General features: G+C 33.2%; 12 protein-coding genes. 6 read left to right on the forward strand and 6 right to left on the reverse strand.

Annotation, left to right across the window (positions count from 1 at the left end; all coding sequences use genetic code 11):
• Positions 1–117 precede the first annotated feature (117 nt).
• Genes glpK through AC1EUU_RS14920 form a run of 4 tightly spaced genes read left to right on the forward strand, consistent with a single transcriptional unit; the run spans position 118 to position 4,191 of the window.
• Positions 118–1,602 (forward strand): glycerol kinase GlpK, encoded by a 1,485-nt coding sequence (gene glpK / locus AC1EUU_RS14905; RefSeq protein WP_480202243.1) that lies wholly within the window; start codon positions 118–120, stop codon positions 1,600–1,602.
• Positions 1,599–1,994: a hypothetical protein gene (locus tag AC1EUU_RS14910; RefSeq protein WP_480202244.1), complete on the forward strand. Its 396-nt coding sequence runs from the start codon at positions 1,599–1,601 to the stop codon at positions 1,992–1,994. Before glpK ends, AC1EUU_RS14910 begins: the two co-directional genes overlap by 4 nt.
• A gap of 3 nt (positions 1,995–1,997) precedes the next feature.
• A complete protein-coding gene (locus tag AC1EUU_RS14915; RefSeq protein WP_480202245.1) occupies positions 1,998–2,540 on the forward strand; it encodes a pyridoxamine 5'-phosphate oxidase family protein in 543 nt (180 codons plus the stop codon).
• 4 nt (positions 2,541–2,544) lie between these two features.
• Positions 2,545–4,191, forward strand: coding sequence for a glycerol-3-phosphate dehydrogenase/oxidase (locus AC1EUU_RS14920; RefSeq protein ID WP_480202246.1), 1,647 nt, complete (start codon positions 2,545–2,547; stop codon positions 4,189–4,191).
• Between the two features lie 3 nt (positions 4,192–4,194).
• On the opposite strand, the gene AC1EUU_RS14925 is transcribed toward AC1EUU_RS14920, so the two are convergent.
• The 3 genes from AC1EUU_RS14925 to AC1EUU_RS14935 form a co-directional block, all read right to left on the reverse strand.
• Positions 4,195–5,541, reverse strand: a complete 1,347-nt coding sequence (locus AC1EUU_RS14925) for a Kelch repeat-containing protein (RefSeq protein WP_480202247.1) — start codon at positions 5,539–5,541, stop codon at positions 4,195–4,197.
• Between the two features lie 75 nt (positions 5,542–5,616).
• Positions 5,617–6,885, reverse strand: coding sequence for an MFS transporter (locus AC1EUU_RS14930; protein WP_480202248.1), 1,269 nt, complete (start codon positions 6,883–6,885; stop codon positions 5,617–5,619).
• A gap of 12 nt (positions 6,886–6,897) precedes the next feature.
• Positions 6,898–7,557, reverse strand: coding sequence for a hypothetical protein (locus AC1EUU_RS14935; RefSeq protein WP_480202249.1), 660 nt, complete (start codon positions 7,555–7,557; stop codon positions 6,898–6,900).
• Positions 7,558–7,660: 103 nt separating this feature from the next.
• Here AC1EUU_RS14935 and AC1EUU_RS14940 point away from each other — a divergent pair, with 103 nt between their 5' ends.
• Together AC1EUU_RS14940 and AC1EUU_RS14945 are read left to right on the forward strand one after the other, a co-directional pair.
• Positions 7,661–8,995 carry an aspartate kinase gene (locus AC1EUU_RS14940; RefSeq protein WP_480202250.1) on the forward strand — a complete coding sequence of 445 codons (1,335 nt, stop codon included), beginning with the start codon at positions 7,661–7,663 and terminating at the stop codon, positions 8,993–8,995.
• A gap of 145 nt (positions 8,996–9,140) precedes the next feature.
• Positions 9,141–9,650 (forward strand): YtxH domain-containing protein, encoded by a 510-nt coding sequence (locus tag AC1EUU_RS14945; protein ID WP_480202251.1) that lies wholly within the window; start codon positions 9,141–9,143, stop codon positions 9,648–9,650.
• A gap of 34 nt (positions 9,651–9,684) precedes the next feature.
• Here the strand turns inward: AC1EUU_RS14945 and AC1EUU_RS14950 are convergent, their stop codons facing one another.
• From AC1EUU_RS14950 to AC1EUU_RS14960, 3 genes are read right to left on the reverse strand one after another with little or no spacing between them, the layout of a single operon-like run.
• Positions 9,685–11,481, reverse strand: a complete 1,797-nt coding sequence (locus AC1EUU_RS14950; RefSeq protein ID WP_480202252.1) for a GNAT family N-acyltransferase — start codon at positions 11,479–11,481, stop codon at positions 9,685–9,687.
• Positions 11,482–11,515: 34 nt separating this feature from the next.
• The gene (locus tag AC1EUU_RS14955; protein ID WP_480202253.1) at positions 11,516–12,769 is read right to left on the reverse strand and encodes an aspartate kinase; all 1,254 of its coding nucleotides are present in this window, start codon (positions 12,767–12,769) and stop codon (positions 11,516–11,518) included.
• A 1-nt stretch (position 12,770) separates the two neighbouring features.
• On the reverse strand, positions 12,771–13,244 hold the full coding sequence (locus tag AC1EUU_RS14960) for an N-acetyltransferase family protein (protein WP_480202254.1): 474 nt from the start codon (positions 13,242–13,244) through the stop codon (positions 12,771–12,773).
• Positions 13,245–13,359: the final 115 nt, after the last annotated feature.

A 13,359-nucleotide genomic window follows, 5' to 3' on the forward strand; every position in this document is an offset into this window, starting at 1 on the left:
AAAAACACTTTGAAAATCATTTTAACAGGTGCTTCAAAGTGTTTTCTTTTTTATGACACTACAAAATTAAACCGTAAATTGCTGCTTATTATCAAACCTCGATAATTCGTACGATTCATGTCTAAATATATAATTGCGTTAGATCAAGGTACCACTAGTTCTCGTGCCGTATTGTTCGATAAAAATGGAAAACAAATTGCGATAGAGCAGCAAGAGTTTACTCAAATTTTCCCGCAACCAGGATGGGTAGAACACAATCCAAAGGAAATTTTGGAATCACAACTCAGCACCTTTCACAATATCGTAAAAAATAATCATCTCGAGTATACAGACATTGCGGCTATTGGTATCACCAACCAGCGAGAAACTACCATAGTATGGAATAAGTTAACAGGAGAACCTGTTTATAATGCAATTGTTTGGCAAGATAAACGTACCGCTGCTTTATGTGAAGAATTAAAAGATAAAAAACTAGAAGATTACGTAAGAAAAAACACTGGGTTGGTTGTTGATTCTTATTTCTCAGGCACTAAAATTAAATGGATTTTAGACCGTGTTGATACTGAACGAGTATTAGCAAAAAAAGGAGAATTGATCTTTGGAACCATTGATACATGGTTAGTTTGGAATCTAACCCAAAACAAAGCACATCTTACCGATTATAGCAATGCGTCAAGAACGCTTATTTATAATATTAAATCACTTTCATGGGATGACACTTTACTAAAAGCCTTAAACATTCCAAAAGCAATGCTGCCTGAGGTAAAACCCTCTAGCTATCATTTTGGTGATTATAAAATAGATGATACTACAATTCCAATTTTAGGAATTGCCGGTGACCAACAAGCCGCATTGTTCGGTCAGGCCTGTTTTGATAAAGGAGAAGCTAAAAATACGTATGGCACTGGTTGTTTTATGCTTATGAATACCGGTGAAGAATTACAATACTCAAAAAATGGTTTATTAACTACTATCGCTTGGGGTATTGATAACAAAGTTTATTATGCATTAGAAGGTAGTGTTTTTATTGCCGGAGCTGCCATTCAATGGTTACGAGATGGTTTGCAACTAATAAACTCGGCTGAAGAAACTGAAAAACTTGCGCAGAAAGTACAAGATGAAAACTCAGTGTATGTGGTGCCTGCCTTTGCCGGGTTGGGTGCTCCCTATTGGGACATGTATGCTCGAGGTGCTATTTTTGGGTTGACAAGAGATAGTGGTAAAAATCACCTTATTAAAGCTACGCTAGAATCTTTAGCCTATCAAACCAAAGACTTGATACTTGCAATGCAAGAAGATAATGATAGTACGTTATCTATACTAAAAGTAGATGGTGGAGCCTCGGCTAATAATTTACTAATGCAGTTTCAAGCAGACATATTAGATGCCAATATTGAACGCCCCAATAATGTAGAATCAACGGCATTGGGCGCAGCTTATTTGGCAGGAATTTCATTGGGAATCTGGAAACAAAAAAACATCTTAAATAACAAAAAAATAGAGCGTATTTTTACGCCAGCAATGGATGAAAATACAAGGACAAAGAAATATAATGGCTGGAAAAAAGCGGTAGAACGAAGTATGAATTGGGTAGAAGAATGAAAGAAGATATAAAAATACCAGAGGTAAAAGATGTCTTTATAGCCATTACTCATGATTATAATGAAATCTTTAAAACTAATGACTGGAACGCATATATCATTAATGAAAAAGAAATGCCTTTAGAAATGATATTAATAGTTTCACATGGCTATGATGACACTAATAAAACCTCCACAATGCGACATAAATTAGAGCAGTTGCCTCCAAAATCAGGTGCTAAAATTGAGCTAATGCAAGATGAAGTTTTAAAGCTTAACAATGAATTTAAACTTACCTTTTTCTTAAATAATAGGCTCTATGAAAAAACCTATCTATTTAAAAAAAATACAATCAAAGAAAGTGCTTTACGGTATATCAGTATCTTAAATAAACGTGGAATTATAGCAAAGTAAAAAATGGCAAAATTTTATCCCTCTATTACCAAAAGAATTCAAAAATTTATAGAAACTCAAAAACTGTTTTTTGTAGCAACTGCACCTAAAAATGGACGCATTAATCTTTCACCTAAAGGAATGGACACTTTTAGAGTACTTGATGAAAATCGTGTTGCTTGGCTAAGCGTTACAGGAAGTGGCAATGAAACTTCAGCACATCTATTAAATGATAATAGAATTACTATAATGTTTTGCGCTTTTGAAGGAGCGCCTAATATCTTGCGTTTATATGGGTCTGCTAAGGAGATTTTACCAACAAATAATGAATGGAAGCATCTAATTTCTAACTTTCCTGAATTACCGGGCGCTCGTCAAATTTTTGATGTGACTATAGATAGTATTCAAACTTCTTGCGGTATGTCAATTCCATTTTATGAATATTTAGGTGAACGCAACCTGTTAAATGAAAATATGATCAAAAGGGGGCAAGAAGCTATAGAACAATATTGGATAGATCGAAATACAATCAGTATAGATGGTTTACCTACTAATTTTTCGGAATAAGTGAATGAATAGTTTTTCTTTTTTTGATCGACCACAAATTACCGAAGATTTAAAATCTACCGAGTTTGATATTTTAGTAATTGGAGGTGGAATAACTGGAGCGGGTATTGCTTTAGATGCCGCTTCGCGCGGAATGAAAGTTGCACTAATTGAAAAAAATGATTACGCTTCGGGCACTAGTAGTAAATCAACAAAGCTTATCCATGGCGGATTACGATACTTAAAACAATTTGATTTCTGGCTTGTAAAAGAAGTAGGTACTGAGCGAGCAATTGTACATGAATTGGCTCCACACTTGGTATTGCCAGAAAAAATGATCTTGCCCTTAATAGAAGGAGGCACATATGGTACTTGGCTTACTTCTATTGGATTAAAAGTATATGATATACTAGCAAGTGTAGAAGGTGATGACAAGCGTAAAATGCTTGATAAAAAGGAAGCCTTGAATAAGGAACCCTTATTACCAGAAGAAATTTTGAAGGGTGCCGGTTATTATGCTGAATATCGTACCGATGACGCCCGTTTAACGATAGAGACCATAAAAACAGCCGTGAGATTTGGTGCTAAAACCTTAAACTATATAGAGGCAAGAGAATTTGTTTATAAAAAGAAACGTGTTGTTGGTGCTACTGCTTTTGATCATCTGTCTAAGGAGGTATATAATATTTCTGCGAAGTATGTTGTGAATGCCAGCGGCCCATGGGTGGATGAATTACGTACAGTAAATAAGTCGAAAAAAGGAAAACAATTACATCTCACTAAAGGAGTACATCTGGTAGTACCTCATGAAAAATTACCTATAAAACAATCCGTTTACTTTGATATACCCGATGGACGAATGATGTTTGCAATTCCAAGAGGAAAAGTAACCTATTTTGGCACAACCGATACTTTTTATGAAAAGGATAAAAACAATATTGAAGTAAGCCTTGTGGATGCGACCTACCTAGTTAGTGCAGTAAATAATATGTTTCCGAATATTCATTTAACCCTAGAAGATATAGAGTCCAGCTGGGCCGGATTACGCCCTTTAATCTATGAAGAGGGCAAATCTGCTTCCGAACTTTCAAGAAAAGATGAAATTTTCTACTCTGACAGTAAATTAATTTCAATAGCAGGTGGGAAATTGACTGGTTATCGAAAAATGGCTGAACGTGTTGTAGATATGGTAGCTAGAAAGCTTAAAAAACGATTCGAAAGAAACTTCGATGAGATTAGCACACATAAAATTTCTTTAACAGAAGAATCTTTTAAAAACTATAAACAAGTTAAAAAATACATCATGTCTGTTACCAAGCAATTGATTGTTTTTGGTCTTACAGAAATTGAAGCCGCTTACTTAGTGCATAATTATGGAAAGCAGACTGATACCATTATAACTAATCTAAAAGATCACACTTCAAAAGATGCTCAAAAAAACCTTATAAAAGCAGAGCTAGCATTTTGCTTTCAATATGAAATGATAAATACTCCACTTGACTTTTTAGTAAGAAGAACAGGCAGATTATATTTTAATAAAGCAAGTGTTATAAAATTTAAGGATTTTGTTATCAATGAATTTGCAACAACTTTTGATTGGAAGGAACCAACCACTAAAAAACATACTATAGCACTAGAAAAGCAAATAGATAAAGCCACTAATTTTAGGTAAATACTATAATCTTTTTTGTTTGTGCACTTTTGCCCTTTCAAATTCTTTTAAATCGACGCTATAAAGGTATTTTGATGGGGTAAGAGAAAACTCATTCTTTCTTAGACCTCCTAAAATATATAATTTGCCATTAGCATAATACATTTTTGAAGATTTTAAGTTCAAATCGACTAAATACTGTTTTAGCTCTTTCGTATTAATATCATAAGTAAATATCTTCTCGTTTTCAAATATATATATCATGTTATTATTGCGAGTTATAGCGGAGGTATTCAATCCATAAAATAATTCGCCTTCTTTCTCCCATTTACCATTTGTTAAATCAAAAGTTTCTATTTCTGTTAATGGTTTTTTATTATATCCACCAAATAAATAAATCTTGTCTTCTACCAATATTCCATGAGCCTCTTTAGCAGATAACATTTTTGAAAGTTCGTACCAATATCCAGACTTTAGGTCTAAAAAATGAACCTTATCGGTATATTCTATCTCTCCGCTGTTCTCTTTTTTAACAGAACCACCCAATACAATTATTTTATCTTCAAAAGTAAAAGAGGCAAAATCAACGGCCTGATGAGGGTTTGCATTATCTATAACTATACTATTATTATTTTTATTATAAATTTCAATCTTATTATCTAAGTACTCGTATCTTCTACCCATTGACAAATTTTTACCACCTAGAACATAGATATTATTCTTATAAAAATTTAGATTATGATTAGCTCTTTTTCTAAATTTAATATCTGATGTTTCCCATTTATCTAAATTCAGATCATAAACCAGCATATTTTCACTATAAAAATCTTTATTAAAATTTTTCTTAGATGCTCTAGCAATGAGCTCAAATAAAGATAAATCCATTCCAGAATGTAAATCTATTGCTCGTTTAGCTTCATCTACGTTATATGATTTATTACCCGCAATAACATATATTTTATCATTCATCAATAAAGATCCGAAAGAGTAAAGTCCCATTTTCATAGGGGTTAGCTTATTGTAAGTTAATCTGTAGTTTAATTTTTTTTCTCTACTCACCAATACCTCATCTAAATTGTTCACCATTGGATCTAAGTACACCAAATATTTATTTTTTGAATAGACAACCGCCTTTTTCTCATATCCAATATGTGAAAAGTAAATAGTATCATTTTCGCTTAAGTTAGATACATTTTTAAGTCTAAATCTTCCTAGTTCATTTGTTATGGTACCTTCATCACCATTATTTATATAAACGCTAACGCTCTTAATAGGTTTATTGGTTCTAGCGTCAAACACTTTACCAGCAATTATTTGTGCAAAAGAAGAAACTGAAAATAAAAGGAAGCCTAGGAATAGATAGTTTTTCATGATAAATGGTTTGCAAAATACTATCAAAAATAGTTCCAAAAATTCAAGAAAAGGCAGTATGGATATTCAACTATATTACGATTCTCTTTCGTGCTCTTGTAAATCTTTTGTTAAATCTAATGCCCTAAAGGTTGGAGAAACAATTGCTGTTGTTAAAACTGTAATTAGAGTCATTGTTCCTCCAAATACCACTGCGGTAACGGTTCCCATTAATTTTGCTGTTAAGCCGCTCTCAAACGCTCCAAGCTCATTTGAAGATCCAACAAACATTGAATTTACAGACGCCACTCTTCCTCGCATATTATCGGGTGTTTTTAATTGTAATATTGTTTGCCTAATAACCATAGAAACACCATCAGTTACTCCACTAAAAAATAAGGCAACCATCGATATCCAAAAGATCGTAGATAATCCAAAAACAATAATGCAAATACCAAAACCAAAAACTGCACCAAGTAATTTCATTCCGGCATTTCTACTAATAGGGATATATGCTGTGATTAACATGGTAAGAAATGCTCCAATTGATGGGGCTGCCCTTAGTGCTCCAAATCCTTCGGGGCCTACCTTTAAAATATCTTGGGCATAAATAGGCAGTAGTGCTACTGCACCACCAAAAAGCACCGAAATCATATCTAATGTTATTGCTCCAAAAATGGCTTTTGTTTTATATACAAATCGCACTCCTTCTTTTAAGCTTTGCATCATCGGCTCTCCAATCTTAGGATTCATAATTGGCTTTCTTTTAATAAAAAATACCAAAAAAAGTGATAGCATTACCAATGCAAATACAATTGCCAAAGACCAATGAACTCCTATCCAATAAATTGAATAACCAGCGAAAGCAGGACCTAGAACCGTAGCTATTTGCCAGGTAGAACTGCTCCATGTTGCTGCATTTGGATACAACCTTTTCGGAACTATTAACGCTATTAGCGAAAAAATAGTAGGTCCAAAAAATGAGCGTAAAAATCCCCCGAAAAAGACAAGCGCATAAATGGCATAGAGTACAGTATTCTTTGACCACCCTTCAACAATCTTAGGCCAGGTTAATAAAAATAGGCCTAAGCTTATCAATGAAAATGCGGCGATACAAATTGCCAATAAATTGCGTTTTTCACGTTGATCAACAATATGTCCGGCAAAAAGTGCCATAGAAACCGCCGGGATCACCTCCATCAAACCAATTAAACCCAAAGAAAGTGGGTTTTTTGTTAAACTATAAACCTGCCATTCTACAATAATAAATTGCATAGACCAGCCAAAAACCAAAACAAATCGAACTAAAAGAAATATGTTAAACTCTTTTATTCTTAATGAAGCATAAGGATCTTTTTCTTTCATTATTTAAGCTCTTTAGCTTAGCTTCATATCCATTAAGATTGAAAAAACCCTATTGATGTCGGTTTCTTTAACCACTATGGTCATTTCATGTGTGCTAGATATTACTTCTTGAACTGAAACATTCGCCCATGCTAATTGTTTTAAAATAAAATAGTAGATTCCTGACTGCTCCATATTAGATTTTGGCAATTTAATCGTTACAGAGGCCAAGTCAGATAAAGACCATAATTTTTCCTCATCCTTAAAAATAGTTTCGATCTTATCATTTAAAACCGAACTCGCCACAATATTTGTTTCAAAAATACCCTGGGAAATAGTAAAAAATAATTGGCTGTCGTTTTGAATTTCGTTTAATAGTTGCGTTATCTTAGGGAGCAAAGAAGATGAATTCTTAAACGTGTAATCGCTTAAATCTGAACGCACAATAAAATCACCAGAAGATAAAGCCATTTTACGTATATTCTTTCGAACGCGTAAAACTTCTGAAGGTGAAATTCGATTAATTGCCATCATTATGGCACCAGATTTCACCTCTTTTTTTAAAATTTCTTCGACTTGAGGTTGAATTAATCTTGCCAACGCTGATACGTTGATTAATTTATCATACAAAGCTTCTTCAACAAAAGGAGTTTTATTAATGATTTGTGTAACAGCTTCTTGTATGGTTTTCATGATTATTGTTTAAAATAAAACTTATTGTTATAATTTGTAAAATTAAAATAAAAAATTGTACAAAACCCCATCTGAAGGGATTTTTGTATAAAAAAGCAGCAAAATGATTGTTCTAAAATTTGGCGGAACCTCTGTAGGAAATGCCCAAAACATAAAAAAAGTAGCACAAATTATTCATAAAATTGAAGCGCCTAAAATAATAGTATTATCAGCTGTTGGCGGCACCACAAATAAACTTACTGAAATTTTTAAGCTTTTTATTAAAAATGATTATGATACAGTAAAAGTGGTTTGTGATGACTTAGAACAGGAATATCATCATTTAATTGATCAGCTATATGCTTCAGAATACTATCAATTAAAAGCACTTACTTTTATTAGAAGTAAATTCGATCATATTAGAAATTTAACATCCAAAGATGAAAAGGAACTCTTGGCTCAAGGTGAAATTCTCTCTACGAATTTGTTTCACTACTATCTTGAAGAACAAAAAGCAGATGCTATTCTTTTAGATGCGTTGCAATTTATGTCAATTGATGAATTTGGGGAGCCGGAAACTCAAAGTATAAAGAAAAAATTAACTGAAATTCTTTCTACAATTGCTAGTAAAACCATCATCACTCAAGGGTACATTTGCCATAACAATAAAAAAGAGATTGATAACTTAAAACGTGGAGGGAGTGATTATTCGGCCTCTCTTATAGGTGCAGCCATAAATGCCGAAGAAATTCAAATATGGACAGACATTAATGGCATGCATAATAACGATCCTCGTTATGTTGAAAATACATTTTCCATCAACAAAATCTCCTTTGATGAAGCTGCTGAACTAGCCTATTTCGGGGCTAAAATTTTACATCCTCAAAGTATTATTCCTGCTAAAGAAAATAATATTCCTGTTTGGCTAAAGAACACGTTTCAACCTAACGAAAATGGAACTTTAATAACAACGTGCTCTCCAAATAACGGTGTTAGAGCGATCGCTGCGAAAGATGGTATTATAGCAATGAAAATTAAATCTTATAGAATGCTAATGGCTTACGGTTTTCTTAAAAAAGTATTTGAGATTTTTGAAAAATATCATACCGCCATAGATATGATTACCACATCTGAAGTGGCTATTTCATTAACAATCGATAATGGCTTACACCTAAATACTATTGTTGAAGAATTAAGCCAATTTAGCCAGGTTACCATAGACAGAAATATGAGCATAGTTTGTTTAGCTGGTAATTTCTCTCAAAACGAAAAAGGTATTAGTGCGAAGGTATTAAATGCCTTGCAAAACATTCCATTACGAATGATTTCTTATGGAGGTAGTAATTATAATATGTCACTTCTCATAGATACCAAATATAAAATCGAAGCCTTAAATGTTCTTAACAAAGAACTATTTATAGATCAATATGAAGTAGAAGAATTCAAGGAGTTTGCCTAAACTGATTACTCCTAAGGTCAATAATTTTTGAATCATTCTTCGTATAATTTGTTATCCTTTTGTATTTTTTGTAGAAAATACATTAGCTAACTTTCTGTATCTTATTATTTTATAAATTTGTTTAATAACCACTAAAATTTAAAAAATGTCTGAAGAAAACAAAAGTTTTAGCGATAAGGCTAATGAAAAGGCCTCAGAACTAAAAGACGAAGCTAAAGAAGCCTTTGAAGGTGCTAAAGAAAAAGCAGATGAATTTGCAGATGATGCAAAAGAAGCTTTTGAAGATGCCAAAGAAAAGGCTGGCGAATTCGCTGACGATGCCAAAGAGGCTACTAAAGAATTTGTTGAAGACGCCAAAGACGCGTTAAGTGATGGTAAAACATTAGCTATTATTGCCCATCTCACCATTATAGGATGGATTATAGCTCTTCTAATGAATAACAACAACAAAACTGAGTTTGGTAGTTTTTATATAAGACAAACTTTAGGTATCTTTTTATTAAGTCTGGTATCACTGATCCCATTTTTAGGTTGGATAGCGGGTATTTTAGTATTTATTCTATGGATTGTGAGTCTAGTAGGCGCCCTCGGAGGAAATAAAAAACCAGTTTTCTTATTGGGAGAGCAGTTTCAAGAATGGTTTAAGTCTATATAATTCAAAAAAGGGCTTTGAGAGATTTCAAAGCTCTTTATTTCTCCGCTAATTTTTTTTCGAGTTCTGCCTGGAATTCCTCCATTACAGGTTTAACAGTACTCTCCGGAAGATCGGCTATTCGTATGTACATTAACCCGTCTACGGCATTATTGAATTTAGGATCAACATTAAATGCCACAAGTTTTGCATTTTGCTTAACATATTTTTTTAATAAGACAGGCATACGCAAGCTCCCGGGTTCAATTTCTTCTATAATCTTATCGAACTTGATCATATCTGCTTTACTCTCATCAAAAACAAAATCTTTATCGGCATCTTTTAATTTTACCTTATATTCTTTTTTAGGATGAATGTATTGAGCTAAGTAAGGATCATAGTAATGTGATTTCATAAACTCTATCATTAATGATTTAGAGAAATTAGAAAACTGATTACTAATACTTACACCCCCCATTAAAAATTTATGTTCTGGATATCGAAGCGTTACATGAACTATCCCTTTCCAAAGCAAGAATAAGGGCATTGGTTTTTGTTGATACTCTTTGATGATAAATGCACGGCCCATTTCTATAGTTTGTGACATCATCTTATTCAACTCAGGCTCAAGCCTAAAAAGCGTATTAATATAAAACCCATCGAGTCCGTATCTAGAAAAAATATCTTTCCCTAAGCCCATTCTATATGCTCCGGTTACTTTATTATGATTATTATCCCATAAGAACATATGATGGTAATAGGTGTCATATTCATCGAGATCAATTGCATTATTAGTGCCTTCACCTACTTCTCTAAAAGTAACCTCGCGTAATCTTCCTATTTCGGTTAAGATATTAGGTATTTGGTCACTCGAAGCTAAGAATACTTCATAATTTTTGCTTTCTAACAACCTCGCATCTTGCTCACGAAGTTTTTCAATTTCACCATTCATCTTGGCCACTGAAACTGGTCTAATAATTTCTTTCGGCTGTTTCGATAATTTAAGGTTTGGTGTTTTAATCAAAGGACCTTGAAGCTGAAATGGATTGGCCAACATATAAGTTTTCTTGCGAATAAAATCACTGAATTCATCTATATTCTCATAAACCTCTTGGTCTTTAACTAATATTGGTTTTCCTATTCGTACCTTAATAACTCTACTCCCCTGTGTCAATAGCTCTGAAGGTAATTTTGCCGTTCGTAGTGTTCCACTTATTTTAGATAAGAGATAAAATAAACGACTATTCTTGGCATGAAAGTAAATAGGAATAATAGGGACTTTTGCTCGATGAATTAACTTGATAGCACTTTCTTCCCAAGGGCGATCAACAATTAATTTATCATCTTTAAAAGTAGACACCTCCCCAGCTGGAAAAATTCCTAAAGGTGCGCCCTCTTTTAAGTGTAATAATGCATTTTTTATACCAGCAACGCTTGATTGAGCATCTTTTCTATCTTCAAACGGATTAACGGGCATTACATAGGGCTTCAAAGGAGCAATTCTATGCAATAAAAAATTTGCAATGATCTTATAATCCGGCCGTTTTTCTACTAATAGTTTTAAAAGTAATATCCCATCGATCCCTCCCAATGGATGGTTAGAAATACTTATAAATGCGCCATCTTTTGGAATTCGTTTTAAGTCTTCTTCGGGTATTTCAAATTGTATTTGAATTTCATCAAGAATAGCATTTAAAAAATCTCCGTTTTTTTTGTCTTTATGCTTGTTATAAATAACATTCAACTTAGAAATACGCAGTACTTTGAGTAGTATCCAACCTACAAAGGTTCCTAAAAATCCATATTTGTCGGCATTGATAACTTTAGCTATGTCTTTGGCTGATACTAAACCCATATGGCTTTTTTGAGACTTCCAAAGATAGAAAAATCTACTCAATAACTACTTGTACGGTTTCTTGACTCAACTGCTTCAATAAGACCTTGTTATCTTTTTCAATTTGTTTAATCGCTTCTTTTGTAAAATGGCGAATAGTATATAAAGAAACGTTTTTATAATAGGCTATTTTGAATTTATTTTTTAACTCTTCTAAAAGCTTCTCAAAATTATAGTATTTGTCTTCAAGGCAAACCGAAAAGCTTATCGCTGAATTCTGAATTAGGTTTACCTTCATTTTATGGTTATGTAGTAATCCGAAAATTTCACTTATGTTTCGTTCAACTATAAATGAAAAATCCAATGAGGAAATTGATAATAAAATCTGATCTTTTTTAACAATAAAACAAGGCGTTTCTGGGTAGATATGTACCCCTCGACTTACAGAAGTTCCTTCTTTTTTTGGTTGTATGAATGATTTTACATACAACGGAATCTCTTTTTTCTGAAGTGGTTGTAATGTTTTAGGGTGTATTACTGATGCCCCATAAAAAGCTAATTCTATTGCTTCCGTATATGATATTTTCTCTAGTAATTGAGTTTCTTTAAAATAACGCGGGTCTGCATTTAAAACACCATCTACATCTTTCCAAATACTCACGCTTTCAGCATTTAGGCAATAGGCAAAGATACCCGCGGTATAATCAGAACCTTCTCTACCTAAAGTTGTTGTGTGTCCATTCTCAGCTTTTGCTAAAAAACCTTGCGTAATGTATAAGGTGCCATTTTTAATAATTGAAGAAATATTTTGCTCTGTAGATTGCCAATCAACTTTAGCATCCCGATAGTCATCATTGGTTTTTATGTAATTACGAACATCCAACCAGGTATTTTGAACATCTGCACTGTCTAGGTATTTACTAACAATCGTAGTTGAAATCAATTCGGCCTTGCTTACTACTTGATCGTAAATATAATCATAGTCCATTGATTGATTTTCTACAAAAAAAGATTCTATTTGTGCAAAATACACTCCTACCTTATCATTAATTCGCTTATTGTCTTGTTCAAATAGCTCCTCAATTATTGTATAATGGTAGTCTTTTATTTCGCTTAAGGTATTATTTAATTCTTCCGAATATTTATTGCAGTAATGATGAACGAGTTTTTCGAATGCATTCGTCATTTTACCCATAGCAGAAACTACTAGAAATACATCTTCATAGCCTATCTGCTTCAACACCTCAGCTACATTTTTTACTCCAGAAGCATCTTTAACAGATGCACCCCCAAACTTAAATACTTGCATTTTATTTTAAATATGTTTTCATATCCTCCCTGGTCATTTGGCAAAGATTCCAGTTTTCGAGCATTTCGGCACCACTATCTAAATAAAATTCAATAGCTCCTTTATTCCAATCTAGTACCTCCCATTCTAATCTGTTAATCCCATTGCTGTAGGCGGTCTTTATTATTTCGGTATATAAAGCCTTCCCTATACCTTTTCCTCGGTGATTCTGACTAACAATTAAATCTTCTAAATGTAATGATTTCCCTTTCCAAGTTGAATATCTCGGATAATATAGAGCCATTCCCACAATTTCATCATTCATCTCGGCAACAAAAACCTCAAATTGCCGATCTTCACCGAATCCGTCGCGGCCAATATCTTCAGCCGAAATTTCAACGGCATCAGGTTCTTTTTCAAATACAGCTAACTCACGAATTAGTGCATAAATTGAAGGGGCATCTTCCCGAGTTCCTTTACGAATATTGAAGTCCATTTTTTAGTGCTTTGTTTAGCCTTGCTAATGTAAAAAACTTTGTTAAAAGTATATCGAAAACGTTGTAGATTTCTAAAAAGAAAAACGATATTTGCAAAAACACAACCATCTATTT

The sequence above is a fragment of the Maritimimonas sp. 2205BS37-2 genome, assembly GCF_056591755.1.

Excerpts from the sequence above, each read along its gene's own strand:
- AC1EUU_RS14935 (WP_480202249.1), bottom strand. The coding sequence starts at position 7,557 with ATGAAAACCATACAAGAAGCTGTTACACAAATCATTAATAAAACTCCT.
- AC1EUU_RS14915 (WP_480202245.1), top strand. The coding sequence starts at position 1,998 with ATGGCAAAATTTTATCCCTCTATTACCAAAAGAATTCAAAAATTTATA.
- glpK (WP_480202243.1), top strand. The coding sequence starts at position 118 with ATGTCTAAATATATAATTGCGTTAGATCAAGGTACCACTAGTTCTCGT.
- AC1EUU_RS14950 (WP_480202252.1), bottom strand. The coding sequence starts at position 11,481 with ATGGGTTTAGTATCAGCCAAAGACATAGCTAAAGTTATCAATGCCGAC.
- AC1EUU_RS14960 (WP_480202254.1), bottom strand. The coding sequence starts at position 13,244 with ATGGACTTCAATATTCGTAAAGGAACTCGGGAAGATGCCCCTTCAATT.
- AC1EUU_RS14920 (WP_480202246.1), top strand. The coding sequence starts at position 2,545 with ATGAATAGTTTTTCTTTTTTTGATCGACCACAAATTACCGAAGATTTA.
- AC1EUU_RS14940 (WP_480202250.1), top strand. The coding sequence starts at position 7,661 with ATGATTGTTCTAAAATTTGGCGGAACCTCTGTAGGAAATGCCCAAAAC.
- AC1EUU_RS14955 (WP_480202253.1), bottom strand. The coding sequence starts at position 12,769 with ATGCAAGTATTTAAGTTTGGGGGTGCATCTGTTAAAGATGCTTCTGGA.
- AC1EUU_RS14910 (WP_480202244.1), top strand. The coding sequence starts at position 1,599 with ATGAAAGAAGATATAAAAATACCAGAGGTAAAAGATGTCTTTATAGCC.
- AC1EUU_RS14925 (WP_480202247.1), bottom strand. The coding sequence starts at position 5,541 with ATGAAAAACTATCTATTCCTAGGCTTCCTTTTATTTTCAGTTTCTTCT.
- AC1EUU_RS14930 (WP_480202248.1), bottom strand. The coding sequence starts at position 6,885 with ATGAAAGAAAAAGATCCTTATGCTTCATTAAGAATAAAAGAGTTTAAC.
- AC1EUU_RS14945 (WP_480202251.1), top strand. The coding sequence starts at position 9,141 with ATGTCTGAAGAAAACAAAAGTTTTAGCGATAAGGCTAATGAAAAGGCC.